At 45.0% G+C, this 23,949-nt stretch carries 22 protein-coding genes; 16 read left to right on the forward strand and 6 right to left on the reverse strand.

The features are described 5' to 3' along the window. Positions 1-203: 203 nt before the first annotated feature. Complete coding sequence (locus NEPTK9_RS04990) at positions 204-2,315, reverse strand: U-box domain-containing protein (protein WP_194847733.1); 2,112 nt, start codon at positions 2,313-2,315, stop codon at positions 204-206. Positions 2,316-2,419: 104 nt separating this feature from the next. Between NEPTK9_RS04990 and NEPTK9_RS04995 the strand changes: the two genes are divergently transcribed. The 12 genes from NEPTK9_RS04995 (at position 2,420) to NEPTK9_RS05050 (ending at position 14,769) form a co-directional block, all read left to right on the forward strand. Further along, entirely contained in the window at positions 2,420-3,112 is a 693-nt protein-coding gene (locus tag NEPTK9_RS04995) for a MotA/TolQ/ExbB proton channel family protein (protein WP_194847734.1), read from the forward strand. Beyond that, complete coding sequence (locus NEPTK9_RS05000; RefSeq protein ID WP_228547031.1) at positions 3,099-3,530, forward strand: ExbD/TolR family protein; 432 nt, start codon at positions 3,099-3,101, stop codon at positions 3,528-3,530. Before NEPTK9_RS04995 ends, NEPTK9_RS05000 begins: the two co-directional genes overlap by 14 nt. A 2-nt stretch (positions 3,531-3,532) precedes the next feature. Then, positions 3,533-4,102 carry a hypothetical protein gene (locus NEPTK9_RS05005; protein ID WP_194847735.1) on the forward strand — a complete coding sequence of 190 codons (570 nt, stop codon included), beginning with the start codon at positions 3,533-3,535 and terminating at the stop codon, positions 4,100-4,102. Positions 4,103-4,112: 10 nt separating this feature from the next. Then, positions 4,113-5,336, forward strand: a complete 1,224-nt coding sequence (tolB, locus tag NEPTK9_RS05010; protein WP_194847736.1) for a Tol-Pal system protein TolB — start codon at positions 4,113-4,115, stop codon at positions 5,334-5,336. A gap of 164 nt (positions 5,337-5,500) precedes the next feature. After that, positions 5,501-6,181, forward strand: a complete 681-nt coding sequence (locus NEPTK9_RS05015) for an OmpA family protein (RefSeq protein ID WP_194847737.1) — start codon at positions 5,501-5,503, stop codon at positions 6,179-6,181. After that, on the forward strand, positions 6,178-6,804 hold the full coding sequence (locus NEPTK9_RS05020; RefSeq protein ID WP_194847738.1) for a LysM peptidoglycan-binding domain-containing protein: 627 nt from the start codon (positions 6,178-6,180) through the stop codon (positions 6,802-6,804). The genes NEPTK9_RS05015 and NEPTK9_RS05020 overlap by 4 nt, the downstream gene beginning before the upstream one ends. A gap of 401 nt (positions 6,805-7,205) precedes the next feature. Next, positions 7,206-7,490, forward strand: coding sequence for a hypothetical protein (locus tag NEPTK9_RS05025; protein ID WP_194847739.1), 285 nt, complete (start codon positions 7,206-7,208; stop codon positions 7,488-7,490). Between the two features lie 345 nt (positions 7,491-7,835). Next, positions 7,836-8,540 (forward strand): response regulator transcription factor, encoded by a 705-nt coding sequence (locus tag NEPTK9_RS05030; protein ID WP_194847740.1) that lies wholly within the window; start codon positions 7,836-7,838, stop codon positions 8,538-8,540. Then, positions 8,537-9,769: an MFS transporter gene (locus NEPTK9_RS05035; RefSeq protein WP_194847741.1), complete on the forward strand. Its 1,233-nt coding sequence runs from the start codon at positions 8,537-8,539 to the stop codon at positions 9,767-9,769. Before NEPTK9_RS05030 ends, NEPTK9_RS05035 begins: the two co-directional genes overlap by 4 nt. A 250-nt stretch (positions 9,770-10,019) precedes the next feature. Further along, the gene (locus NEPTK9_RS05040; RefSeq protein ID WP_194847742.1) at positions 10,020-10,463 is read left to right on the forward strand and encodes a glycine zipper domain-containing protein; all 444 of its coding nucleotides are present in this window, start codon (positions 10,020-10,022) and stop codon (positions 10,461-10,463) included. Positions 10,464-10,854: 391 nt separating this feature from the next. Then, positions 10,855-11,859 (forward strand): hypothetical protein, encoded by a 1,005-nt coding sequence (locus NEPTK9_RS09890; RefSeq protein ID WP_194847743.1) that lies wholly within the window; start codon positions 10,855-10,857, stop codon positions 11,857-11,859. Positions 11,860-12,015: 156 nt separating this feature from the next. Then, entirely contained in the window at positions 12,016-14,769 is a 2,754-nt protein-coding gene (locus NEPTK9_RS05050) for a tetratricopeptide repeat protein (RefSeq protein WP_194847744.1), read from the forward strand. Positions 14,770-14,776: 7 nt separating this feature from the next. On the opposite strand, the gene NEPTK9_RS05055 is transcribed toward NEPTK9_RS05050, so the two are convergent. Beyond that, positions 14,777-15,034, reverse strand: a complete 258-nt coding sequence (locus NEPTK9_RS05055) for a hypothetical protein (protein WP_194847745.1) — start codon at positions 15,032-15,034, stop codon at positions 14,777-14,779. A gap of 94 nt (positions 15,035-15,128) precedes the next feature. Here NEPTK9_RS05055 and NEPTK9_RS05060 point away from each other — a divergent pair, with 94 nt between their 5' ends. Together NEPTK9_RS05060 and rsmD are read left to right on the forward strand one after the other, a co-directional pair. After that, entirely contained in the window at positions 15,129-18,245 is a 3,117-nt protein-coding gene (locus NEPTK9_RS05060) for a VWA domain-containing protein (protein ID WP_194847746.1), read from the forward strand. Beyond that, on the forward strand, positions 18,242-18,802 hold the full coding sequence (gene rsmD / locus NEPTK9_RS05065; RefSeq protein WP_194847747.1) for a 16S rRNA (guanine(966)-N(2))-methyltransferase RsmD: 561 nt from the start codon (positions 18,242-18,244) through the stop codon (positions 18,800-18,802). The genes NEPTK9_RS05060 and rsmD overlap by 4 nt, the downstream gene beginning before the upstream one ends. Here the strand turns inward: rsmD and NEPTK9_RS05070 are convergent. The 4 genes from NEPTK9_RS05070 to NEPTK9_RS05085 are packed head-to-tail and all read right to left on the reverse strand — an operon-like array spanning position 18,780 to position 22,587. After that, positions 18,780-19,322: a 5-formyltetrahydrofolate cyclo-ligase gene (locus NEPTK9_RS05070; RefSeq protein WP_194847748.1), complete on the reverse strand. Its 543-nt coding sequence runs from the start codon at positions 19,320-19,322 to the stop codon at positions 18,780-18,782. The two genes, rsmD and NEPTK9_RS05070, sit on opposite strands and share 23 nt — an antisense overlap. Further along, on the reverse strand, positions 19,312-20,583 hold the full coding sequence (locus tag NEPTK9_RS05075; RefSeq protein ID WP_194847749.1) for a toxin-antitoxin system YwqK family antitoxin: 1,272 nt from the start codon (positions 20,581-20,583) through the stop codon (positions 19,312-19,314). The genes NEPTK9_RS05070 and NEPTK9_RS05075 overlap by 11 nt, the downstream gene beginning before the upstream one ends. Then, entirely contained in the window at positions 20,580-21,212 is a 633-nt protein-coding gene (locus tag NEPTK9_RS05080) for a hypothetical protein (protein ID WP_228547032.1), read from the reverse strand. The genes NEPTK9_RS05075 and NEPTK9_RS05080 overlap by 4 nt, the downstream gene beginning before the upstream one ends. After that, positions 21,178-22,587 carry a hypothetical protein gene (locus NEPTK9_RS05085; RefSeq protein WP_194847751.1) on the reverse strand — a complete coding sequence of 470 codons (1,410 nt, stop codon included), beginning with the start codon at positions 22,585-22,587 and terminating at the stop codon, positions 21,178-21,180. Before NEPTK9_RS05085 ends, NEPTK9_RS05080 begins: the two co-directional genes overlap by 35 nt. A gap of 88 nt (positions 22,588-22,675) precedes the next feature. Here NEPTK9_RS05085 and NEPTK9_RS05090 point away from each other — a divergent pair, with 88 nt between their 5' ends. After that, positions 22,676-22,939 (forward strand): YggT family protein, encoded by a 264-nt coding sequence (locus NEPTK9_RS05090; RefSeq protein WP_194847752.1) that lies wholly within the window; start codon positions 22,676-22,678, stop codon positions 22,937-22,939. Beyond that, positions 22,936-23,940, forward strand: a complete 1,005-nt coding sequence (gene dusB, locus NEPTK9_RS05095; RefSeq protein ID WP_194847753.1) for a tRNA dihydrouridine synthase DusB — start codon at positions 22,936-22,938, stop codon at positions 23,938-23,940. Before NEPTK9_RS05090 ends, dusB begins: the two co-directional genes overlap by 4 nt. Positions 23,941-23,949 lie beyond the last annotated feature (9 nt).

The following is a 23,949-nucleotide window of genomic DNA, read 5'->3' on the forward strand; positions in this document are numbered from 1 at the left end:
AGGAGCATCATTCCCAATAGGGAAGGGCGACGAAGAAGCTTAATTTGGCAAAGTCGCAGCCAGTCAACTTGTAACATTTATTTCTTGACGGGCCCTTAGCTCCCGCCATCTTAGCTTGCTTCACTCTTAAATTTCAACGGCTTTCCAAAATCCGGTTTCCAAGACCCCCTTCCCCAGAACCTAGAATCCTACAACCAAAAACCTCAGAACTTCCGGGCACACAAAACGCCGCGGACGTCGTCGTTGCCGACGTGGTGGTAGACACGGAGCCCGCCCGCGGCGAAGCCCCCTATCGCCACCGGATCTCCATCCATATCGACCTCTAGACACCGCGTAAAGGTCCATTCAGGCTTTTCTGGCAACAGATACTCCTTCTTCTCCTTTTGGTGGAGAAGGACAGCGATTGCAGCATCTAGGGCATGGGGAAGGGTGTATCCTTTGGAGGCATATTTTCCAACGATTTGCTTTTGATCGCTATAGCTTGTATTTCGGGTCCCGTCTAGGATGTTTTTGCTCATGAGGGTCCAGTGAGGGGTGGTCCCTTTTGTGCCCACTGCATTTTTAACATAGTCGGGATATTCAGCATACTTCCCGAAGAGCTTCGGAAGGTTATCGAGGATCAGCTTAACGCCTTTGACCGCTTCAGGGATCCAGACGAGGAGGTGGGTGTCACGGACTTTGCCCGAGTAGCCTTCGACTTTGAAGGGGGTGGGTGCGCTTAAGATTTGTTCGATGTTGGAAGGGAGGGGCGCTTCTTTTCCTTTGATGCAGCCGGAGCCGAAGTGTTTTTCCCAGATGGCTTTGCCATAGGCGATGGAGGGGAGCTGGGGTGTGGAGCTAGTGGAACTTGAGCTGGAGGAGCTGGCAATGGGAGGGGTTTGTTTGAGGGTGGCGATTTCTTTTTTGAGGGTGAGGACTTCGAGGGTGAGATGGGCGATGTGATTGGGGATTTCTTTGGGGTCTTTGAGGATTTTTTTGAGGGCGTAGGTGTAGAGGAGGGGTTTTTGTTCTGAGAGGGTGAGGAGCTGTTTGTAGAGTCTCTTGGTTTGGTTGGTTTTTTTGTGTTTGTCGATGAGGGTGAGGTAGGTGAGGGGAAGGCGGGGGTCTTGTGGGGCGAGCTTTTGGGCTTGGGTGTAGGAGCTGTTGGCTTCTTTGATTTTTTTCTGGCTGTAGGCGCTGGAGAAGTGGGCGAGGTGGAGGTGGAGTTTTTTGGTGTCGTTATAGAGGGGGAGGAGGCGGTCGTAGATGAGGGTGGCTGTGGGGTTGAAGGTGAGGGCTTTTTCGTAGTAGGAGATGGCTTTTTGGTCGTTGGTTTGTTTTTCGGCGAGGCTGATGAGGTATTTGAAGGCTTTTTGTTTTTGGTGGGTGGCTTGGTAGTAGCGGATGAGGAGCTGTTCGATTTGGGGATTTTGGGTAAAGGGGGCGAGGGCTTTTTCGATTTGGGGTTTGAGGTTTTGGTTGGGGTTTTCTTTGGATTTGAGGTAGGCATGGACGAGGGTGACGAAGGCGGCTTTTTTGGGTTGGTCGCTTTTTTGGTAAATATCGATGAGGAATGCGTAGTCTTCGCTTCTTTCTGTATAGAGAAGGGCTTGTTTGTACTGTTTGAGGGCTTGTTTGAGTTCGTTTTGACTGGCAAAGTTTTGGGCGATCTGGATGAAGGCGTTGGCGATTTGGGTGTTTTGTTTGATGGTTTTTCCGGTGAGGGACGCGGGAAGGGGGATGGGGAACTTTTGGGCGAGGGTTTCGGCGCGGTTTTTGAGGGCGCGGTTGGGGCGGAGGTCTTCTTTTTTGAGGGACTTGCGGGTCAAGGGGCAGGTGGAGCTGTTTTTGAGATGCATCTCGATGGCTTCTCTTTCGAAGGTGTGGCCATCGTTGGTGATGACAGGGTCTTTGAAGAGATCGAGGGTGAGGGGACAGAGAAGATCATCGGGATAGTCGGCTTCTTTTTGGGAAAGAAGGAGGGCTTTAAGATGGGAAATCCCCTGCCGAATGAGGGGGAGGAGACTCTGCGAGGAGTTGGAGCTGGAGGAAGCGGCGCTACTTTGGGTGGGGAAAAGGACTTCATGGGGCTGTCCTTCCTTTTCAACAACATGGGGGATCTCCCCTTTTCTAAGGAGGGCTTTGATCTGCTTTTTGGGGGTTTGGTTGCTGCTGCTGGATGAGGTGGACACCACCAGATTGAAGGTTTTTTGGAGGTTGGGGCTGGAGACTTCGACCTCTATTTCTTTTCCACTTCGGAATGACAGCTGGTACTTAGGGGTAAAGTAGGTGGCAAAGGGGACGGGATTGGAATTTGACAAAATAGATTGGCTCATAATGGCTCTCCTTAATTAAAAATAAAACACATGTTTTATTCTGAAAGAATTTTTGTAAAGGAAAAAGATTGACAAATAGCTTTTTCTTAAGTATCACGTAGCCTATGGAAACATTCTCTCAGGCTTATGTACAAGCAGATTTTTTCGGGAAGTTGATCTTCTTTGCCCTCTTCCTCCTTTCTTGTGGCTGCTGGGTTTTTGCAATCCAAAAGTTTTTGCTTCTTAAAAGGGTGAAACTCTCAGCAAAACACTTTCAGAAAATTGCCGCAATGCGGAAGGAAGAAATTCTAAATGTCAATGCGCAATCGAAAAGCCCTTTTGCAGTTTTATACAACGTTTTGAAGGAAAAAACGCTTGCGATCCTTGATAAAAACCGCTTTTTTTCGGGAGAAAATCCGAACTACCTCTCCAATGCTGATGTGGAGTTTCTCGACTCTCATCTGCATGCCGCGATTACAAAAGAGCGGGAAAGGATTGAGCGAAACTTTTTTGTTCTCCCGATGGCTACAACACTCGCCCCTTTCTTAGGTCTTCTGGGAACGGTTTGGGGAATTTTAATTACGTTTGGGGAGATGCAAGCAGGTCATGCGATCACCTCGAATAGCGCCGTTTTAGGGGGGCTTTCAACAGCTCTTACAACAACGGTTTTGGGGCTTTTAGTCGCTATTCCAACCCTCGTTGCCTATAGCTACTTAAAAAATGCAAGTCGCCGCTTTGCGATAGAGATGGTCGATTTCAGCCATTTCCTCCTTTCAACAGTGGAACTTCAATACCGGAAAGTCGATGTCGATCCGTAAAACCCTTTCGATGATTCATTCGGAGGAGGAGGTAAAAACAGATATCAATCTGACTCCCCTTATCGATGTGGTTTTTGTTGTTTTGATCCTCTTTATTTTGGTCGCTCCCCTTTTGGATATCGACCGGGTCGATTTAGCCCCTGCGGGAGGGGTCAAGAAAATGGAGATGGCCCCTTTTCAAGAAACGAGTCCGGTTCAAATCCATGTCTATGATGACAACTCTATTTGGCTCAACGGAAACCCTTTAACAATAGAGGAGCTTGCAACCTACTTAAGGGATGCTTACGCTGTAAACCCAGGGACGCGCCCTCAAGTTTACCATGATCGAAAGGCCTATTTTGGCACCTACCAGGCGGTAAAAAATGTGGTTGAGGCGGCTGGCTATCCCTCTCTTGATGTGATTTTAAAGCCGGGGTGAAAATGAACCGCCGACTCATTGTGATTTCCTCGTGCGTGGTCGCTTTCCACCTCTTTGTCTTCTTCTTTAACTTCGGGAAGGGGCGAGAAATCTCTGCTCCAAAACAATCGATGATCGTCCATACCTATGCACCGCCACCTCCTCCAAAGCCTAAACCACAGCGCAAACCTGCTCCTCGCCCTAGGAAAAAAGTGGGTCTAAATGCGGTTAAAGAGGCGCTCTCGAAGATTGAACTGCAAGCTCCTCCAGAGGTGAACCTGACCCTGCCCCAAAATATTGCTTCGCTCCAGATCGATCAGCCGGAAAAAGAGGAGTCGCAAGATTATTTGCTCCTTTTGGCCCATTTTCTAAAAAGAGCTCTTGAACTTCCAACGTATGGTGAGGTAAAATTGGAGCTAACAGTCGGGAAAAAGGGACAGGTGCTCAAAGTTCACGTTCTGCAAGCGGTTTCTGAAAAGAATCGGCGCTATTTAGAACGAAAACTTCCTCAGCTCGTCCTCCCCCCTTTTAATGAGGAATTGAAAAACGAAAACATTCATACGTTTACCCTTACATTTTGCAATCAAGCTTAGTCTTCTTCTCATGTTAACGCTCTATGGAGAAGAAAAAGAGCTTGTCATTCCGCTAGCGACACGAAGCTTTTTGTCTTCGGTCTACCTGAATTCCCCATTAAACAAAGAGCTTTCAGATGTTTTAGCTTTCGATCTTAATAATAATGGATCGACCTATATCACCGATCAAGAGACGAGTGATTTTCGAGTTGACATTGAAAAAATGGGGAAGAGTTTTCGAGCGGTTGTTTCCCTTGCCAGAAAAGAGATGACAAAATCGTTTGGTCCTTACCGGCTTTCGGGAAATTTTGCTTCCGATCGGCGGGTCATTCATCAGTTTTCTGATGAGGTTACCGCGCTTGTTTCGGGAAAAGCTGGGATTGCTTCGTCAAGGATCTTGTATGCACTGCAGGTCCCCGAAGGGACCCAGTGGAAGTCTGAAATTTGGGAAGCCGACTATGATGGAAAAAATAAAAGGCAGATCACTCGAGAAAAAAGTTACTGCATTACCCCCACTTTTTTTCCTTGTGAAGGGGCCTTTACCGATAATAAATTTCTCTATGTCAACTATAAAAATGGGCAGCCTAAAATCTATATTTCCTCTTTTGATAAGGCGCAAGGGACCCCACTTGTTTCGCTAAGAGGGAACCAGCTCCTTCCGGCGATCTCTAAAAAAGGGGACATGATGGCCTTTATTTCCGATGCTAGTGGGCGGGCAGATCTTTTTGTTCAACCTTTCAATCGGACTTATGGCCCGATGGGCAAACCGATTCAAGCGTTTTCTTTCCCTCGATCGGTGCAAGCCTCACCTACGTTTCGCCCTGATGGAAAAAAAATCGCTTTTGTCTCTGATAAAAATGGAACGCCCCGAATTTTTCTGATCAATACCCCTTCTCCAGGGAGACGACTGAAGCCCCGCCCTTTATGCATCACGAAAAAATACCGTCATAATACCTGTCCTTCATGGTCTCCTGATGGCACAAAATTAGCCTATAGTGCTATAGTTGACGGAACGAGGCAGATCATGGTATACGACTTTCTGACGAAAGAAGAGATCCAGTTGACCGCAGGGAAAAGCCATAAGGAAAACCCGAGTTGGTCCCCCAATAGCTTGCATATTGTTTATAATACGGTTGATCCTTCTTCTTCGGAGCTATTTATTATTAATTTAAAACAAAAAGAATCGTTACAAATTACCAGTGGATCTGGAAAAAAACATTACCCCGCGTGGGAACCAATAAGAGGCCCTGAATGAACCTACCCATAAAGTCTATCATTTTTCCTTTCCCTCTTTTCTGCACCTTTTTACGGCTCTATTTTTCACCCTTATCTTTCGGACAATGTGTTCAAATAGAGCCGCAAAAATTTGCTAGAAAATTTTGGAAAACTAAAAACAATTTACTTTATGGATAGGTTCACATGAAAAAATTATCTTGGATACTTGCAGCACTTCTCCTGTCTAGTTGTCAAAACAATTCCAATACAGTCTGGGAAGACACAAAAACCGTGGGGAGATACCTCCACAGGAAAGGGCAACTTTTGTGGAAAGATGATGTTGACTCTCGGATGATCGAGTCAGCCGATGAGTTTGCTGGCCCCCAAGAAGAGGAGTATATTCCTCTAAAGGATGCTGACCTGAAAACGCAATTCGCTGACCTCAGCGTTCCTCAACCTAAAGCGGTCCCAGGAGCAATTGGAAGTCCGGTCCCAAGCATCGAGAAATTCGTCAAGCCAGCAGCCCACCTCGCCGACCTTTTCCAAAACCTCTACTTTAATACCGACGAGCATGTTCTCCGTTCAAGAGGAGACTACACGGTGATTGAAAATATCGCCGCCCACATGAAGAAAAACTCTGGTCTCTATGTTTTTGTAGCAGGACACTGTGATGAAAGGGCATCGGAAGCTTATAACTTAGCGCTCGGAACAAGACGGGCTAACTCGATCCGCAACCTCCTTGTCAAGCGTGGGGTCAACCCGAATCATATCTACACGATCTCTTTTGGAAAGGAGATGCCAGCAGACCTCGGTCATACCGCGGAATCTTGGGCAAAAAATCGACGGGTAGAGTTTAAGATCTTCGATAAAAAAGGTAAAAAATGAAAAAGCTAGTCGTTTTTCTTCCCATTTTCCTCTGCACAGCTTGTGGCTCGATGAGCTCCTCGAAAGGACAGCAACACCAAATGGAGCTCAGCCTCCATAAGGTGCGAACCGAAGTGGAGGAGATTAAGCATGACCTCAATACCTCTGAAATCGAACACCATATCATCGAAGGGAAGCTGATCGACCAAGAACAGACGATCGCCACTCTTAAAAAGCAGGTCGCGGAGCTGAAGTCGGGAAAACTCGACTCGTTTGTCGAAGAGCTTCAAACCCTCGATAGAAAACTCCAGCAAATCTCGAAAAAGCAAGAAAAAATTGTGACCGACATCCGGCAGCTCAGCACCCACGCCAATGATACGACCACCGCCCTCTCCCAGTATAAGGACAAAATCGCTCAGTTTGAAAAGGCAATCCACGCTCAAAACGAGCAACTCAAACAAATTTCTCAGATCAAAGACGGGATCTCCAAGCTAACCATATCCCCTAAGACCTACACGGTCCGCCCCGGCGATTCCCTAGAGAAAATTGCCCGCACCCATGGAACCACCGTCGAGACGCTCAAGGAACATAACCAAATGGACTCCGACCTGATCGTTGTCGATCAGGTGCTTCAGCTGCCATAACAACGAGCTTATAGTAAAACATTTCAGTTCGTTTTTTCTTTGACAAAAAAAATTTGAGAAGCTCATCTTCGTTCGAAACTTAAAATTGAACAACTCCTCGTCTATAAGCCAAGGGGTTGGGTTAGGGTTCGATAAAATCGACTGTATTAAAAGCTTTTAGACTGAAAACAGGCTGCTTAAAGCATTTAAAGGCTGAAGCTTTTAATCGAAATGTCGCTTTGCGACAAATTTAAACTTTACTCCGCCTTGAAGGCGGGGTTTTTGAACCATCCCCGAAGGGGACAATAAAGGAATCCAATATGTCTTGTAATTAATATTCTACTATTCCATCTTCTAATCCACTATCTATTAACAAAGCTTATCAGCAATCAATTCCGTGCGCAGTTTATATAAAATTTGAGATGGGAAATGCTGCTTCCGGAACAGATGTGGGAATAAACCAACCTCCCGTACCTCAAAAAACAATAACTGCCATTTGTTCTTACAAATCTGAACTACATTCAGAAAATCCATTTACTGCTAAATCTATCTACATCAATAGACCTGGTGACCATTTAATAATCACACCTGAAGAAGCTTTTTCTGAAGAACAAGCAAATACGTTATGGCAAACGATATCTAAATTCCAAGCTTCAGCTAAACTAGATTTCAATAAACGAACTGTAACTATTATTTCATCCATTTAACACAGAAAATAGTCTTGAAAACTAAAGCTTTCTCAAACTTAGGTAGATGAAAAAAGTCTGATCCAGTAACCCCGGAGTGCTACCTACTGTCAAGTCCTGGGTGTGATTAAAATCCGTACTCTATGAAACCCCTTGGAAGCGGCTGGGGCATTTTCCTGAGAAAAGGCTAATAGGTGTTTGTCAAATTTTCTAATAAGCTGGCCAAATCTGGTAGAAAACTTCCCGAAAGAAAGAGGGTTTTCATAGAGTACGGATTTTAATCACACCCGTCAAGTCCTTGTTGACTTGACATTAGGTCATACTCCGAGGTAAAATCGTGGTAAGGAAATTATTTACAGGTAGGACATGGCACAGAAAAAACGGATCCTTTTAATTGAAGATGAAGAAGATATCGCAGCACTGATCAAGCTGCAGGCTGACCTTTCGGGTTATAAACTCCATGTTGAGGTCGATGGGATCAATGGCTACAGAGCTGTTGAGAGGGAAAAGCCCGATCTTGTCATTGTCGATGTGATGCTTCCCGGGCAAAATGGATTCGATATCTGCCGAAAAATTAAGAGCAATCCAGAGCTCAAAAATATTCCGGTCATTATTTTAAGTGCCAAAGGAGAGGAGCTGGATGTTGTTTTAGGTCTCGAGCTTGGCGCCGATGACTATGTGGCGAAGCCTTTCTCACCAAAAATTCTTTTTTCCCGCATCAAAGCAATCTTACGTCGCGGTAAAGAACCTGAAAAAATGCAAAAACTTTTGGTTTTTGGGGAGTTTGCCTTGGATGTCACCCGCTATATGCTTAAAAAAGATGGAGAGGCTATCACCATCACCCTCTCTGAGTTTGGAATCCTTAAACGTCTTGTGACGAATCAAGGAAAGGTGCTCACGCGCAATCAACTCTTAGACGATGTCCATAACGATGATGCCTTTATCGTGGATCGGAATATCGATGTCCATATCGCTGCTTTGAGGAAAAAACTAGGGCCTAACTTTAACTGGATCGAGACGGTTCGTGGGGTCGGCTACCGCCTCCGTGAAGAACCTGTTGCGGTCAAGTGAACAAAATAGAGAGAAGCTCTTTTCGAGCGATCCTTAGTGTCCTTTTCTTGGATAATTTGGGGCTCGTTGTTGTTTACCCGATTTTTACCCCTCTTGTCCTGAAACCGATCTACTCCCTTCTTCCCCCCGATTACCCCCTTTCTATTCGGCTGATTTTACTGGGGGTTTTGATCGCTGCTTTTCCCTTTGCTCAATTTATTGCAGGCCCTTTTATCGGCCACATCGCCGACACAAAAGGGAGGCGGTTTGGCTTGACCTTGGCTCTATTAGGAGAGACGATCGGTTTTTTAATGACGGGGATTGCAATCCACTTGATGAATTACCCTCTTCTCTTTTTTAGCCGCCTCTTCACCGGGTTTTTTGCGGGAAATTTAACGATCTGCCTTTGCGCAATTTCTGATATGAGTCCCAACCCTCAAACCCGCTCAAAAAATTTTGGGATCGTCTCAAGTGTGATCGGAATTAGCTTTGTTGCCGCAATTGTCCTTGGGGGAACGTTATCCAATGATGCCGTTGATAGTTTTTTTAGCTCTGCTTTCCCCTTTTGGGCAATGACTCTCTTTTCTCTTATCAATATTGGGATTGTCAAACTGAAGTTTACTGAAACGCATGTGGCTTGCAAAGCTAACTGTCACTACTTTCGGGAGCAAATTGGTGAGCTCTTGCAGGTTTTTAAAAACAAACACCTCAAGTATCTCTATTTTCTCTTCTTTTTCTTTATGCTGGGATGGGTGGTCTCCCTGCAGTTCCTCTCTACCTTCTTGATTGAACATTTTATAGGGACAAAGCTTGCAATTACCTTGACCTTCATTGGGGTCGGGGTTGCGTGGTGTGTAGGCAATATGGTTATCAATCGCTTCTTTGTGTCTCGCTTCAAAGTGGGGAAAATCCTCTTTTATTCCCTTTTACTCTCCACTGTTAGTCTTTTTGCCGCTTCTGAAGTCAGACACTTCTTTCTCTTTGTCCACTTTATCATCTTTGCTGGCCTTGCAGCATCTCTTGCTTGGACCAACTGCCTAGCGCTGATTTCAGCCAAGGCTCCCCCTCACCTTCAAGGTAAACTCCTGGGATTCAACCAGTCGGTTGCTACGATTTCGATGGTTTTTGCTCCCCTCTTCGGAGGCATGGTGGGTGAATTCGATATTCGAACAATTTATCTCTTCGCAAGTCTTTCTTTATTAATATCGATGATCTTTTCAATTAGATATAAAACAAAAACCCCCTTCTAATTCATTTATAAATGTGATAATTCTAAGAATAGACAGAAGATCTGTGTAAAAAAACTACAAATGTCTTAGGAAGAGGTCATTAACCTCAGATTTGGGTTTAGTTTGCTTAGCTCCAGAGAGAGTTTTGCTTAAATTTTCTTCTTTTTGATCGAAGGTAAGGGTCTAAGTGGCCCTTTCCGAGATCAAAAAGAAGAAAAGAAAACTAAAATCCCCTGGGACTGAGTGAAATAAACCCAAAACTGAGGTTATTATGATTAGGAAATCCTCGATTCTCGTTTTAGGCGCTACTGCATTGCTTATCGCTGGGTGTGAATCAAATACAGGAACAGGGGTCCTTGTTGGTGGTGTGGGTGGTGCTGCTATCGGAGGAATCGCTGGTGGGGGAACAGGAGCTGTTATTGGAGCAGCTTCAGGTGTGATCGTTGGAGGGCTGATTGGAGCGTACCTCGACAACCAAGAGCAAAAGAACTTAAAAGAGCAAAGCCCTCAAACGTACCGACGTGTTGATAATGGTGAGAAGCTCAGTGTCAACGATGTGATCAACCTGTCTAAAGCAGACATTGATGATGATAAGATCATTGGACTGATTCAGAAAACAAACAGTCACTATACGCTTAACGGTTATCAAATCGACAAGCTGCGTGATGCAGGTGTTTCTGAGCGCGTTATCAACTACATGATGTATAACACCTAGGAAACCCTTGCGCAACTCATTTGAGCAAACTGAAATGATCTTTTTTGCTAAAAAACCTCAATATCATTCAGTCAAAGCAGTTATACAAGAGCCTCAAGAAAAAGATTGGGGTTTGTCCAAACAAACCCCAAATTTTTTCAAGAGTGGAATAGTTCTTGATTGAACCTCCCTCACCAAAGGAGAAGGATTCTTGCTTCATAGACCCTCTTATGAGATGTCTCCACAAGCTTTTAATGTCCGATTGTCTCAGCCTAGACAGTCACTTGGCTATCGTGACGTTCTTAAGTTTAGCATAATAGCGAAATTCATCCAATCCTTAAAGTGCTTGGTTTTATTTCGCCGACCTGATAAAAGTAGATTTTTAGAATAAGCCCTGCATACTTGGATGAGCGTGAATGAGATAAAAAGTCATACCTTCTGGCGATTTAACCGGGAAGGATTTCACAAAAATGTCGAGTCTCACTGCTCTGCTGCCCTCAAACGGTTCAAGAAAATCATCCGCTCTTATGTTTTTTTTCACCTCTTTTTCCTTGGACTTCTTGCTGCTGAAGTGACCGCATTTTTCTTCTTTTTAACCCTCCTTTTTCAAACATCGCTCGTGGCTTTTTCTCTCGCTGCCATTCTCTTAACAGGGTTTGCCTATCTGATTCTTCTTTTCTACTTTCAAACGAAAAAACCGGAACAATTCCTCGAGCTTCGCAACTTTTTTATGCTCCTTTGTAAAAAGGGACTCCCGAAAAACCTCATGCGCTCGGAATATCATTTGTCGCTGGCAAATGCTGCCTACCGCTTTGCTTCTGTTTTGAGCAAGGAAGAAGGGCAGTTTTACCCCCTCCCTCAAAAAATTGGCTCTCTCAATCAGGTGATGCAAAAGGTAACAAACCTGTGCCACCGCAAGGACATCCATCGGATGAAAGAGGTCCTTTTTCTCGTTTCGATCAATGAGCATATCCAGCTGATCAAAAACGCACCGACAAATTTAGAGGCCCATGCCTCTTTAGCCAATGCCTATGTAGCCCTCTCCCGACTCTATCTTACGCAAGACGGGATGCGGGAAAAGTTTGAAGCCGCTGCAAAAAAGGCAATCCAAGAATTCAAAATCATGGACCACTACTCGCCAAAAGATCCTTGGGTCCATGCTCAACTTGCTTCGTGTTACCACGATCTAAAAATGTACAAAGAGGAGATCAGCGAGTACGAGCTCATTCTTGAGCTTTGCCCCGATGACAAACAAATCCTCTTCCGTCTTGGCATTCTCTACTTCCAAGAAGGGGAAAATGCCCGCGGTCTAGAAGTCTATGAAACACTCAAAGAGATGCAGTTTTCGCGCGCTGATGAACTCATCGATTTCTACGATGCCAACATCAAGCAAGAGTACTTCATTAGCTCCCTATAGTTTTGGCTTTGACAAATATCTCCCAACCGGTATGATCAAAAAATACTTACGTAACTGATAGGAAAGGGACATATGTTTACTTCAACTTTTCGCGTTTGCTTAATATTTACCGCATCACTTTTAGGGTTTAGCACAACTCAAATTCATGCAGCCGAAATGGCAGTACCTATACAGACCGAATCCGATGAAGAAGCCTTTCTTATTCGACGCATTGCAGAATTTTGGAAAGATGGTGACTTCCGCATCGTTAAAATGCAAATTGTCGATTTCTTGGATAAATACCCTGAAAGTAGTCTCAAAGACTATTTTTTAGGAATCTTAGGAGACATTTACCTCCAAGAAGATAGCTATGCCCAAGCACTGGATAACTACCAGCAGATTCAAGATCCTTACGTGATGAAAAAGACCCTTCTTAATAAACTCCAGTGCTACTATGAGCTTGATCAATATGAAGAGCTGACTGCAGATGCCCGTCCTTACCTCCTCAGCCACGCCCCAGAAATCCAAGATCGAAAAGATGAACTTTACTTCCTAATGGGAGAAGCCCTCTTTCGACAAGCCCTTAAAGAAGAAGAGTCCCAGTACAAGTTTGAGTTAGCTCAAGAAGCGCTCGGTTACTATGAAAACCTTCCTAATGAGCAATATAAAGAGGTTTCTTCCTTTGCCGTTGCAGAGATTTGTGCCATGTTAGGCCACCACGAAAGGGCCGCACACGCCTACAAGGAGCTTGCAGAAAACCACCCTGAAATGAAAGAAGACCTCCTCTTCCAAGTGGGATCTCTAGAGGCTCACTTCAATAAACTTGGAGCTGTCGAAACCTTTCGAAGAGTGGAAGAACTTAATGGCAAACGGGCTGATGAGGCAGCCTTTAATGTTCTCGTTCTCCTTTATCAAACCGAAGAATATGAAGAAGTCATCTCAAGTTACGAGAAAATTTCGCTAAGAATTCCTGAAAAGCACCTCCCCACCTTCCACTTCATTGTAGGAAAAAGCTTCTTTTCAACAGGAAATTACCAAAATGCAATTAACCCCCTCAAAGAGTATATTGCATCAACCTTCATCCCTTCTGACCAATTGAAAAATGCTCTCCTTATCCAGATGACCTGTGCCCACCAAACAAGTAATGAAGCTCTTTTCAGCACCTCTTTTGAAAAGCTAAACACCTTATTCCCAGGTGACCAAGAAATTCCCAAAGCTCTTTTCATGCATGCCATGATCCTTAAAGAGCAGGGAGCTATCGCAGAGGCCGATGAAAAACTAAAGATCATCAAGGAAAAATACCAAAACTTTGAAGATCAAGAAAGTTTCCTTTTTGAATATGGTCTCCTCGCCCACCAAAATGAACGATGGGAAGAGAGTTATGACACTTTTAAAGCCTATGTCACTCAATATGACGAAAGCTCAAGAATCGACGCTGCATGGAAGCTCTTCCTCTCCTCTTCCATTAACCTCTATAAGGAAGGGCGTGAGGACTATGCAAAACCTCTTTTCTTTGCAGACTTAGAAAAAGCCTTAGATTATTCCGCCTTTTTAAATAGCGATGAGATGAGAGACTATGCCCTTCTCTATGCTAAAACAGCTTATGAGCTTGATCATTATTCCAAAGCGCTTCACTGCTTACAAGATCACATCTTTACCGTCTTGGAAGAAGGAGAGGCCTTAGATGCACTTGCAGAAGCCCACTTCATTGCAGGACTTTGCCACGCAGAAACAGGGTCTGACCCTTCTGCTTTCTGCATGCACCTCGAAGAAGCGATGCTACTCAAGCCCGATCTCTACGACTCCCCTCCTACCCACCTGCAACTCTTTAACGCCTATATTTCTCTAGCAGGATATAGCGACTCCAGAGAGGTTCCCGCATCAGGAGATCAGCAAAAAGAGTTTGTTAATCATGCTGCAGAGCATCTCCAAGAAGCCATTTCAAAAGGGGCTGATGTTGTCAAAGAGGAAAACCGCCTTTGGCTTGCTAATCACTACTATGAAAAAGTGGGTAAAACCGATCTCAGCCTTCAAAGTGAGCTTCACCCCGAAGTGGCAAGTGCTGCTGACCACGCACGTACCCATTACGAGCATGTGCTCCTTTCCAAGAATCAGCTGATTGATTTAGAGGCAGGCAACCTCCACTTAGAAAATGAAGTGGTCAAACTTGCAAAACTTTATGAATACCAAAATGAAAACAAAGAAAAGCTCCGTCTCATCAAACAACTGCTGCAGCAACAAAGTGAAAAGCCACAGCTCAACTGGTCCTCACAAAAAGAAGCTCTCTACGAGCTAGCAACGGTTTATGATGCACTGGATGACAAGGAAAAGGCCTTTGAAACTTATAGCTTTATCCATGCTTCTGCCAATCACTTCCCCACCCCCCTTGCCAACCATGCTACCCTTGCAGCAGCACGTCTTCAGTTCGAACTCCTTGAGGACGACTTAAGAGAAGAATCGAATGAAGAGGTTTTAGCTGTTTTAAATCACTTAAAAGAGCTTCAAATCCGAAAAAATGTTAGCTGCGAACCCACTCACCTGGAAGCAGCCCTTGAGTATGCAAAAATTCGAGCCATCCTCTCCGATCCAAAAGAGCGCGATAGCCGCTACCTCTTTTTCTTAGGCCGGATTAAAGATGACTTCAACTCTCAAGAAGACCTTGTGACACAAGATTACTTGGTCAATTTAAGTCGCGATGCAGAGAAAAAACATCTCTTCGAGTCTTACATGAAGTTTATCGATGCTGAAAAAATGCGTCTCGAAGCAAAAAAGCTTTACGAGCAAAACCGTTTAGTTGAAATGGAAGAGCTTCACGAAGGAGCCCTTTCCCTTTACAGCAAGATTAAAAATGATCCCACCACCCCTCGGGATCTCTATGATCGGATTGCTACGAGCATACAAGAGATTAATGCCCTAAATGCTTACCCCTGATTGCTACCTATGAATAATCGCCTGAATTTTTCTTTTTTCCCGGGCTTAGATGAACAAACCTCCCCCCTACTTTATCCAAGTATGTGGAATTTTTGGTCATTCTTAGGCAACAATCAGGGGCAGTAACCATGCAAAAAAGCGCTTTCATAGCATTGCTTACCTTTTCCTTTCTTTTAGGAGCAGGAGAAGAGGAAACTAAATTTTCCCTTCCTCCAACAAGTACGCTATTTTTCCCTGACCTCCCTATTTCTCTTACTTTTCCCATTAAGCACTCCATCTCTCCGAAACGCTCATTCAGTGGATCTTCTCTTACCTTTAAAACGTTTAGCCCAAATCCAGAGCTACGTAAGCAAAAACAATTGGCTCCTCAAACAAATCGAAGCCTCCCACCCCAAAAAGAATGCTCTCCTCCCTTTTTAACAAAAAGCTTAGCTATCCATTTGTCGCCAAAGAGTGAAAAGATTCCAGTACTCGAATTGACCAAAGAAAAAAAGAGGACTGTCCCTTTCTTCCACCCAGATGTTTTCTTTAAGCAGGGGCATAAAGAGTGGGGCGATTTCGCATTTAAAGAGTTTTTACTCCCTGAGGTTGGAAAAAATATCGCTGCTCATCCTTCCCCTTTAGAGCTTTTTCCCGATATGGAGCCCTTTTTTGCCTTAGTATGTCGAGGGTGCTCCTTCCCAAATACCAAAGAGATTCTCTGGGCCCACCCGATTCCCATTGGAGAAGATGAAAGCCATTCCCTTACAGACGTTTACCCCTCTCTTACCCTTAATTTTTCAGAAAGTCTCCCTCTCTACCTCACGATTCAACATACCGGTAGTGGCATAGAGCTTGAAAGGGAGCGATTGCGCTATATAAAAGAAGAGCTTGAACCATGGAGGGAAATTGGACTCGATACACTTCTCCTCCCCTCTATCGGTAAAAAACCCCTTCCTGGACAGATTAAAAATCCCCATATGGAAGCTTTTTTTGCCTTAATTCCACGAACCGTTCAGCTACCCAATACAAAAAAGCTCCTTTGGAAATTTGCAGCTCCTTCAAAAGAGTATCCCGACTCTATTCGATCTGAAGACCAATCGTCTATCACACTTACTTTTCCAGACACCTTCCCACCTGGTTTAGAAACTGAATATGCTGCCCATGTAAACCCAATCGATGACCAAAGGTTTATCTACCAAAAACCCCCTCCTGACGTGTGGAACAACTGCTCTTTAAAAGGGCTCCGTTTCCCTACAGTTGCCCTTAAGATTCCTCCTTCTAAGCGTCTAGAGCGCTTAAAAAGAACTGAAGAAGAGTTTCCCAAAATCAGCTCGGTCCTTGCTTTAGTCCCGCGTACCATCCACATGCCTAATACCAAAAAGTTGCTCTGGGCTCATTTTGCTCCTTCAGAAGAACGGGGCAAGCTTACTGGATTGACAGGGAGTTCTCATATCGCCCTTAACCTTTCAAAATCCCTTGCGGGTCACCTAAATACAAAAGGGACCTTTCCTTTCCATCTTGCTTCAAATCCGTTTACCTACAAGGGCTCTGTTGATAAGGTAGTAGAAAATCCTTTTACATCTTCTTCTCTCCCTGTGGTTCCTCTAGCAATTATCCCGCTAGAGGAATCAAAAGGACTTACCAAAGTGGGTGAAGATATTCCCAACCTTGACTCAGTACTCACACTCGTTTTCCGAAATATTACCCTTCCCAATGCAAAAAAACTCGTTTGGCGTGTCGATGTCCCTGTTAGAGAAGGAGAATACCTAAAGTTAACGGGGAAAAAATCCTATAATCCCTCTCGCCCTGCGCACTACCCTCCAGAAACCCCCTCTTTTGCCTTTGAAATTGCCTCTCTTGAAATTCATACAGCACCTCTCGAATATCTAAAAGAACCCATAAGCTCTTATGGAATGAGCACCAGGTCCAAACAATCTCAAGAATGGGGGATTTGCCAAAGCCAGCGCCTCAGATTTAACTCCCTCGAAGCAGTCCCCTATCCAGGAGATAGGGGCGATGGAGAGGGAGCTAAAGATCTTGCACTCCCCTATATTCGAGAAAAAGGGGTGATGCCAAGCAAACAGACCATGACACCCAAAAAACTCCCCCTTGAAGGTTTTTTTTCCTCCGAAGCTCTCCTAGATCTGGCAGCACGCGTCCCCTCCTTTTCAAATACCTTTGCTCTTCTTGCAAAAAATCCCCTTCCTTCGACCATTAACCCTGAGATTGACCTCGGCTCCGATCAAATTCCTGAGCCTGAAACAGCAATGGTCCGCTCCCAATCAAAAGAGATTCTCGAGCATTACGAACAAGAAAGCGCTGCCTCTGCTGGATCTATTGCGTTAGCAAGCCCAAAAGTCAAATCGGTCCCCACCGATTCAGAAGTCCATGCAATCAATAAGTCAAGCCGCTTTACAAATGCCTTTTTGACTGAAATTCCCCCTCCTTCCTATCTAGAAACCGCGACCTATGACAACGAATTTGAAACCGAAGTCCATTACGCAAAACGTGAAGATGGGAAAGGGTACCACTTTGCAGTGAAAATGCGCCCGAATAAAGAGCTCTCCTTTGGTTCGCCCAATCAACATGTGATCTTTGTTGTCGATGGGTCAAGCAGCATTAAAAAACACCGTTTTGGAACCTTCAAAGAGGGGGTTGCTCGCGCCCTTCCTTACCTGCGCGAAGGAGATTCTTTTAACATCATCGTTGCCGACTCCAAGCTCGTCCCCTTTAGCAAAAGTCCGATGAGATACAGCAAAAACAGCATCGCAAAAGCAAAACGGTTCTTACATGAAAGAACCTACCGCGGTTACTTTATTAATTACGATGCCTTCGATCTCTTAGCCAAGGTGACAAACTACTTTGACCCCGAAAGGGAAAACATTGTCGTCCTTTTAACAGATGGCCACTCGTTTAGCACCCTAAAGCACCACAAAGAGGACTTCCAAGAGCTTTCTGAGGCCAGTAAAGGGCGTTTCTCCGTCTTCACAGCAACAGCAAGCCAGAACAACAACCTTTCGATGCTCGACCTCGTCAGCACCTTTAATAATGGGGAGCTGATGTACTCTAAAACCCATGCTGCATTCTCCCGCCAACTCGCAAGACTTGTCAGACATATCGAACACTTCGTTGCAAAAGATGTTCATATTCACACCACAAGTCGCAAACAAGATGAAGGAATCGAGTTTTATCCCAATGCAAATACTCTCCCTTCCCTCTATTCTGACCATCCCTACATTGTCTACGGAACGATCGATGAGCTCAAAGACTTTGACCTAATCCTTCAAGGACGGTCTGGCGAGCAATGGATCAATGTCAAGCAACATATCACCTTCAGGGGCGCTGAAAAAGCCTCTTACTCGATTCAAAAAGGGTTTGCCCTTCAACAAGCCTACATCTGCTACGACTACTTTCTTAAGAAAGACAACCCCTTTTTCCTCAGTGAAGCGGAGCGGATTCTTGATCCCTTTGCCATTCCGACAGTGACCCGATGAGAATTACCGGCGGCACCTTAAAAAACCATCCCCTTATCGCCCCAAAAGGGACAAAGACCCGTCCTACCTCCGATAAGCTCCGCCAATCGCTCTTTAACATCTGCCAACATTATGTAGAAGGTGCCCATTTCCTCGATCTTTTTGCCGGCTCTGGAGCCGTCGGGATCGAAGCCTTAAGTCGTGGGGCTGCAAGTGCCACCTTTATCGAAAAAGAGCGTCTCGCCGCGAATGCCTTACGGAAAAACCTCCAAAACCTCAACCTTTCTTCCCCGTCAACTCTTCTTATCGGCGATGTCCTCACCCTCCTCAAGAAACTGAAAGGGAAAACCTTTGATCTGATCTATGTCGATCCCCCCTACGAGAAGGGGCTCCAAGAAAAAACCCTCCTTCTGATCGATACCCTCGATCTCCTCGCCCCCGATGGCCTTCTTTTCCTCGAGGAAAGTGGTGCCCATCCCCTTTCGCTTCCACCCCTAAAGTCGCTCACTTTACAAAAAGAAAGGAAGGTGGGAAGTACCCTGCTTTACCAACTGATTAAAAAAGAAAAATCTCTGTGAGAGAAACATCGTGTGGTTCATGGGGAATCGGAGAGCTTAAAAGTTGCTCTTTAAAACCTACCCCAAAAAAAGGGCATGAAAGGCGGGCTAGAAAACGGTCGTAGTATCCCTTTCCAAAGCCAATCCGCCCCTTTTTCTTATCAAAGCCTACCCCTGGAACCAGAACAGCACTGATTTGATCGAGAGGAAACGGGGTGCAAAGCTCTGGGTTGGGCTCAAAAACCTTCCACTTATGGTGGGGAACAAGTCCTTTATCAAGATCTTTGACAGCGTAGGGATAAAAAGTATCTTCGGAGATGAGTCGGGGAAGGAGAAGACGCCCCTCCTTAGCAAGGACCTCATTTAAAGGCCACAGGTTGATCTCTTCAGGTTTACTTGCAAAAGAAAGGACATGGGAAAATCCCACAAGCTCCTCTAGCAGCTTTCTTGTCGCAAGAAAAGCCGCTTCTTCCCGTCGCTTCTTTGAAAGGGCTTTTCTCTTTTCGATCAAAGCCCCTCGCATGTTCGCTTTACAGCTCATCAACCGGATGACCCTTAACGTAAACAGCCCTTTTCATAAAGACCCCATCGGGATCATATAGGGTGGCTGTTCCTTCTCCATTTTCTATCGAAGAGACGGGGACCCGCTCTCCCCGCTTCAAGTAGGTTCCCTTGCACAACCGGTCATGCTCATACTCTTCAATGAGCATGAGTGATCCATCCTTATACCAAGCAGAAGAGATCCCATGTTTCATATTATCCATCATCTCCCGCTCGCTCTCGAGGATTCCATTGCTATACCAGGTGCGGCAAAGGCCTTGAATCGTATCTTCATACCATTCGATATAGAGCTTAGGCTGAGGCTTCTTATCCCCAAAATATTCATAATAAACCCACTCTTCTCCATGTTTCATCCCTTCCTTTACATGGAAAAGGGTTTGGAGGTGTCCTTGCTCATTAAAGACCTGCACCTCCCCTTCAGGAATGCCATTGCGATATTCCTCGACCGAAAGAAGGACTCCATCGACATAGGTCGGCTTTTTCCCCGCCCCCTTTTCGATCCTATGGGTAATCTTTCCAGAGAAATCATGGTAGGTAGCTTGGACAAGCAAACCACTTTGATACTGTTCCGAATAAGCGGGCTGGACTCGATCTCCTCGAAAGAAGGTAATCCCCTCTTTTTTCCCTTTGAAATAGGGAGTTTTCCCAATCATTTTCTCTTTTTCATCATAATAGATGATCTCCCCATCAATCCGATCGTTTTCATGGGGAACCACTTTACTCACCTTTCCATTTGGGTGATAGAAATAGGCATTTCCCTGCAATTTCCCTTTATCATAGTAGATTTCAGCAACCCGGTTTCCTTGTCGATCCCATACTTTGCTCACTCCATCAAATATCCAATTGCGCTGAGCGTCTTCGGTGAGGTCGCCGATCCCTTCAATCACAACAACATCAAGGCGTAAAACCCCGTTGTCATGCCACTCTCGATAAATACCGGCAGCCCGCCCATTTACCGTCTCTAGGTATTGCCAAATCTCCCCATTGTCATGATAGGTGGTCAACTTTGAAAAGGTCTTCCCATGGATATTCCGCCCATACATCCGGAGAACTTTCTCATAGGGCTGTGGAGAAAGGAAGTCGGCTCGCTCATAAAGGTCTAACCGCTCAGGAGAGCTAATCGTCTCTTTAAAACCATTACGATCGACAATTTGAATACTCGACAGCTTTTCCTGATGGGTTTCACGCGTTGCGCACCCAACAAGTGTCATGAACAAAAGTCCCAAAATTATTTTTTTCACTTTGCAATACCTCTTTTTATTAATTCCATCTTTAATAAATACGTTTCTCTTTCAGCAAGCTTTTTTTTATTGAGTTTGAAGTGACGGACGATCAACTGAGGACCATCAGGCCCTTCGATCATTGAGAGAGTCTTTTTTAAATCCTCTACGTTCATTTCAACAGGGGTTGTTTGAACCAGAAAAGCCTCTTCAACACCATTTTCGACCTTTTTCCCCGTCTCAAAAAAGGATAGTCGATTTTCCCCTTCTGTTAGCTTTACAAGCCTTTCCCTCACATTTTTGCAAGAGTGAAATGCAGGATGGTTGCAGACAAGTTTAAGCGCTTCCACCTCTGGATTTAAAAAAGTGAGAGGTTCAATAAAACGATCCATAAAGGAAGGATCGGCATTTCCGTAATTTTTTACAAATGCATGACGTCCTTTCTCCATTTCTTTTACCCGCTCCATCCGCATTTGCAAGTAGTCCACTTGATCCTTCATCAAGGCGATTTCTCCAGCCCGATGAGAAACGTGGAAAATAGTCACGACAATGGGGAGCAAAAGTAAAAGGTAAAACCCTCCAACAAAACCCATTTTTTGGATCATGAGTTTGGGTCTAAGCACTGAGGAAAAAGGCAATTTCATATTCATCTTCATTTCGGTTCCACTCAATATCTTCATTCTCATCAATAAAACCCCCATCATCGACAATCGCGTCATGAAACTCGCGCGCTTTTTTTCCCTCCGAAGAGGTAAAAAAGAGGTGCGCTTTCGGACGATAGGTCTCCTTAGGGTTTCCAAGAGAAGGGTAATTTTTTAAGGTATATTCCACCCGAAGAATTTCTATTTCTTTGAGATTGGGATGGTCAGATAAAAAGGCTAAAAGGTCGCTCACAAGTGGAGGGGAGGCAAAATAACTATCCTCTCCTTTTGGCACCCGAAGACTTTGATTCAAATGGGCAAGGACTTCATCTATCCCTTTTTGATAGTCGATCTCTTTGAGAGCTGGAATTTCCCCTTCATAACGACTGGCAATTTTCTGCGTTCGACCTAAAAGTTTCTTTTCTTCTCTTTTAAGATGGAGGTGGGAAGAAAGGGCCAACGCGACAAGTAAAGCCAAGGCAATCGCTCCTCCCCGGATGAGACGTTTCTTGATCATCCCAAAGGAGTGGGTAGAAACAAACTCCTCTTGCCGAAATTGGATACTTTCCCGATCATTTTTCAAGGCGTCTAAAGCAAGTCCTATAGGAATCGCAAACGGGAGGAGCGTTTGAGGATCAAATCCCTGTTGCCCTTCGATATCGACTGGCGTTAAAGTGCATCCCTCATAATCTTGAAGAATCGACTCCATTTTCCGCGCCATCTCCCCACAAAAAAGGATCCTCCTCTCCTCTTTTTCCCCCTCTTTGTGACTTAAGAAACAAAAAGCGCGATCCACTTCCCGCTTGAGCTTACTTACAACCTGGGAATCATTAAAATCACTTGATCCGATATGAATTGTGAGATGGCTCCCGATTTTCCCTTCCTCAATAGAAACGATTTGGATACTCTTTTCTCCTACATAAAAAACGGTAATGGAGAAAAGGGTGGGACAGAAAAACTGTGCAAAGCGACGAAGAGCCACAGGAGTTGCAGAGACCCCCTCGGGATCAAGTCCCGTTTCTTGAAAAGAGGTGATATGTTTGCCAAGATTTCCCTTGGAAACAGTAAAAAAGGTTGCCTCCGTCCCCTCCTTACCGACGATGTAAAGCGGCTTTACAACGACCTCTTCTAAGGAGTAGGGAATCAGGGATTCTAGTTGAAAGGGGAGGGTCTTATCAAGAGCCCCTTCTTTTTTAAGGGGGGTTTTTAGGTGACGAATAAGGAGATCCTGCCCATCGATCCCTGTCACAACGTAAGCATCTTTTTCAAAAGAAGGGGTTGCCTCCTCTTTTTCCAAAAATTTAATAGAAAGTTCTTTATTGACAAGGGACAGGCAGGCTACCCGGTAAAAAGAATCTTCTTTTTGGACTCCAATAACTTCCATTGCGTCTCCTATAGCCCGTAAGCGTACCAAAAACTATAGTTAAATAAAAGGATGGAAATTTTTTCCTTCTTAGGGTACCATTAAGGACATGTCTTATCTACTTTATGCAGTTCGTCTTTTATTCACCGTCTACTCCCTGATGCTCATCATCCGGATTTTCGGTTCGTGGTTTCCCCGTTTTCAGCAGTCTTCATTTTTTCGCTTCGTCGCCCACTATACCGACCCCTATCTCAATATCTTCCGCCGCTTTATCCCCCCTATTGGTGGAGTTTTAGACCTTAGTCCCCTTTTAGGATTCTTTGTCCTCCAACTCCTTGAGCGGGGCATTACCTATCTCTTACTTCTGATATGAAAAAATATGTAAAGCCAATTCAGCTGGGAACCCTCACCCTCCCTTCAAACGTTTTCTATTCCCCTCTTGCGGGATGTTCCGACTACCCCTTTCGGAAGATGGCGGCGCGCTATCGCCCAGGCCTGATGTTTTGTGAAATGGTGAAGATGGATGCCTTGATCCGTCATGAGCCCTCGACCTATCACCTTCTTGACTATGACCCTTCGATGCGTCCTATTGGAGCGCAGCTGTGTGGCAGTAAACCCGAGCTAGCCGCCCCTACAGCCCGCATTATCGAAGAGCTGGGCTTTGATGTTGTTGATCTCAATTGTGGGTGCCCTGTTGACAAAATTACTAAAGATGGAAGTGGAAGTGGGATGCTCAAAAACCCCGAGCTCATCGGAGAAGTTATTGCTAACATGGTTGCTGCGGTTAATATTCCCGTCACTCTAAAAATTCGTGCGGGGTGGGATGATAGCTCGATCAATGGTGCTGAAATCACACGAATCGCCGAAACAGCAGGCGCTAAGGCGATCTCTATCCATGGCCGCACAAGAGCCCAAAAGTATACGGGAAAAGCGAACTGGGACCACATTAAAGCGTGTAAAGCGGCTGCGACATCCATTCTTGTTGTTGGGAATGGAGATGTCTTTGATGCTGAAGCGGGGCTTGCCCTTTTTGAGCATGCTGGATGTGATGCGATCCTTGTTTCCCGAGGAACGTTTGGAAAACCGTGGATTGCTGAAGATGTAAAGCGGCTTGACAATGGATCTTCTCCCATCATTCCCAGTATCCGCGACCACCTCCTCGATCATATGCACTACATCACATCTTACCAGACCGACCGAAAAGCCCTTCTCGACATGAGACGTGTTGGATGTTGGTACTTAAGACAAGGGACAGGGACCAAAAAGCTCCGAGAGTCTTTAAATCGGACAAAAAACCTATCTGAGGTAGAAAGCCTCATTCGAAACTATGACTGGGAACAAACGGCATTCAATGGAAACCCGTCTGATTGTTAAACCCTTAGG

The organism is Candidatus Neptunochlamydia vexilliferae (assembly GCF_015356785.1).
Lineage (GTDB): Bacteria > Chlamydiota > Chlamydiia > Chlamydiales > Simkaniaceae > Neptunichlamydia > Neptunichlamydia vexilliferae.

What these genes read in the sequence shown, in the direction of transcription:
- NEPTK9_RS04990 (WP_194847733.1), bottom strand. Translation starts at nt 2,315, where the DNA reads ATGAGCCAATCTATTTTGTCAAATTCCAATCCCGTCCCCTTTGCCACC.
- NEPTK9_RS04995 (WP_194847734.1), top strand. Translation starts at nt 2,420, where the DNA reads ATGGAAACATTCTCTCAGGCTTATGTACAAGCAGATTTTTTCGGGAAG.
- NEPTK9_RS05000 (WP_228547031.1), top strand. Translation starts at nt 3,099, where the DNA reads ATGTCGATCCGTAAAACCCTTTCGATGATTCATTCGGAGGAGGAGGTA.
- NEPTK9_RS05005 (WP_194847735.1), top strand. Translation starts at nt 3,533, where the DNA reads ATGAACCGCCGACTCATTGTGATTTCCTCGTGCGTGGTCGCTTTCCAC.
- tolB (WP_194847736.1), top strand. Translation starts at nt 4,113, where the DNA reads ATGTTAACGCTCTATGGAGAAGAAAAAGAGCTTGTCATTCCGCTAGCG.
- NEPTK9_RS05015 (WP_194847737.1), top strand. Translation starts at nt 5,501, where the DNA reads ATGAAAAAATTATCTTGGATACTTGCAGCACTTCTCCTGTCTAGTTGT.
- NEPTK9_RS05020 (WP_194847738.1), top strand. Translation starts at nt 6,178, where the DNA reads ATGAAAAAGCTAGTCGTTTTTCTTCCCATTTTCCTCTGCACAGCTTGT.
- NEPTK9_RS05025 (WP_194847739.1), top strand. Translation starts at nt 7,206, where the DNA reads ATGGGAAATGCTGCTTCCGGAACAGATGTGGGAATAAACCAACCTCCC.
- NEPTK9_RS05030 (WP_194847740.1), top strand. Translation starts at nt 7,836, where the DNA reads ATGGCACAGAAAAAACGGATCCTTTTAATTGAAGATGAAGAAGATATC.
- NEPTK9_RS05040 (WP_194847742.1), top strand. Translation starts at nt 10,020, where the DNA reads ATGATTAGGAAATCCTCGATTCTCGTTTTAGGCGCTACTGCATTGCTT.
- NEPTK9_RS05050 (WP_194847744.1), top strand. Translation starts at nt 12,016, where the DNA reads ATGGCAGTACCTATACAGACCGAATCCGATGAAGAAGCCTTTCTTATT.
- NEPTK9_RS05055 (WP_194847745.1), bottom strand. Translation starts at nt 15,034, where the DNA reads ATGGGAAAAGTAAGAGAAATAGGGAGGTCAGGGAAAAATAGCGTACTT.
- rsmD (WP_194847747.1), top strand. Translation starts at nt 18,242, where the DNA reads ATGAGAATTACCGGCGGCACCTTAAAAAACCATCCCCTTATCGCCCCA.
- NEPTK9_RS05070 (WP_194847748.1), bottom strand. Translation starts at nt 19,322, where the DNA reads ATGAGCTGTAAAGCGAACATGCGAGGGGCTTTGATCGAAAAGAGAAAA.
- NEPTK9_RS05080 (WP_228547032.1), bottom strand. Translation starts at nt 21,212, where the DNA reads ATGAATATGAAATTGCCTTTTTCCTCAGTGCTTAGACCCAAACTCATG.
- NEPTK9_RS05085 (WP_194847751.1), bottom strand. Translation starts at nt 22,587, where the DNA reads ATGGAAGTTATTGGAGTCCAAAAAGAAGATTCTTTTTACCGGGTAGCC.
- NEPTK9_RS05090 (WP_194847752.1), top strand. Translation starts at nt 22,676, where the DNA reads ATGTCTTATCTACTTTATGCAGTTCGTCTTTTATTCACCGTCTACTCC.
- dusB (WP_194847753.1), top strand. Translation starts at nt 22,936, where the DNA reads ATGAAAAAATATGTAAAGCCAATTCAGCTGGGAACCCTCACCCTCCCT.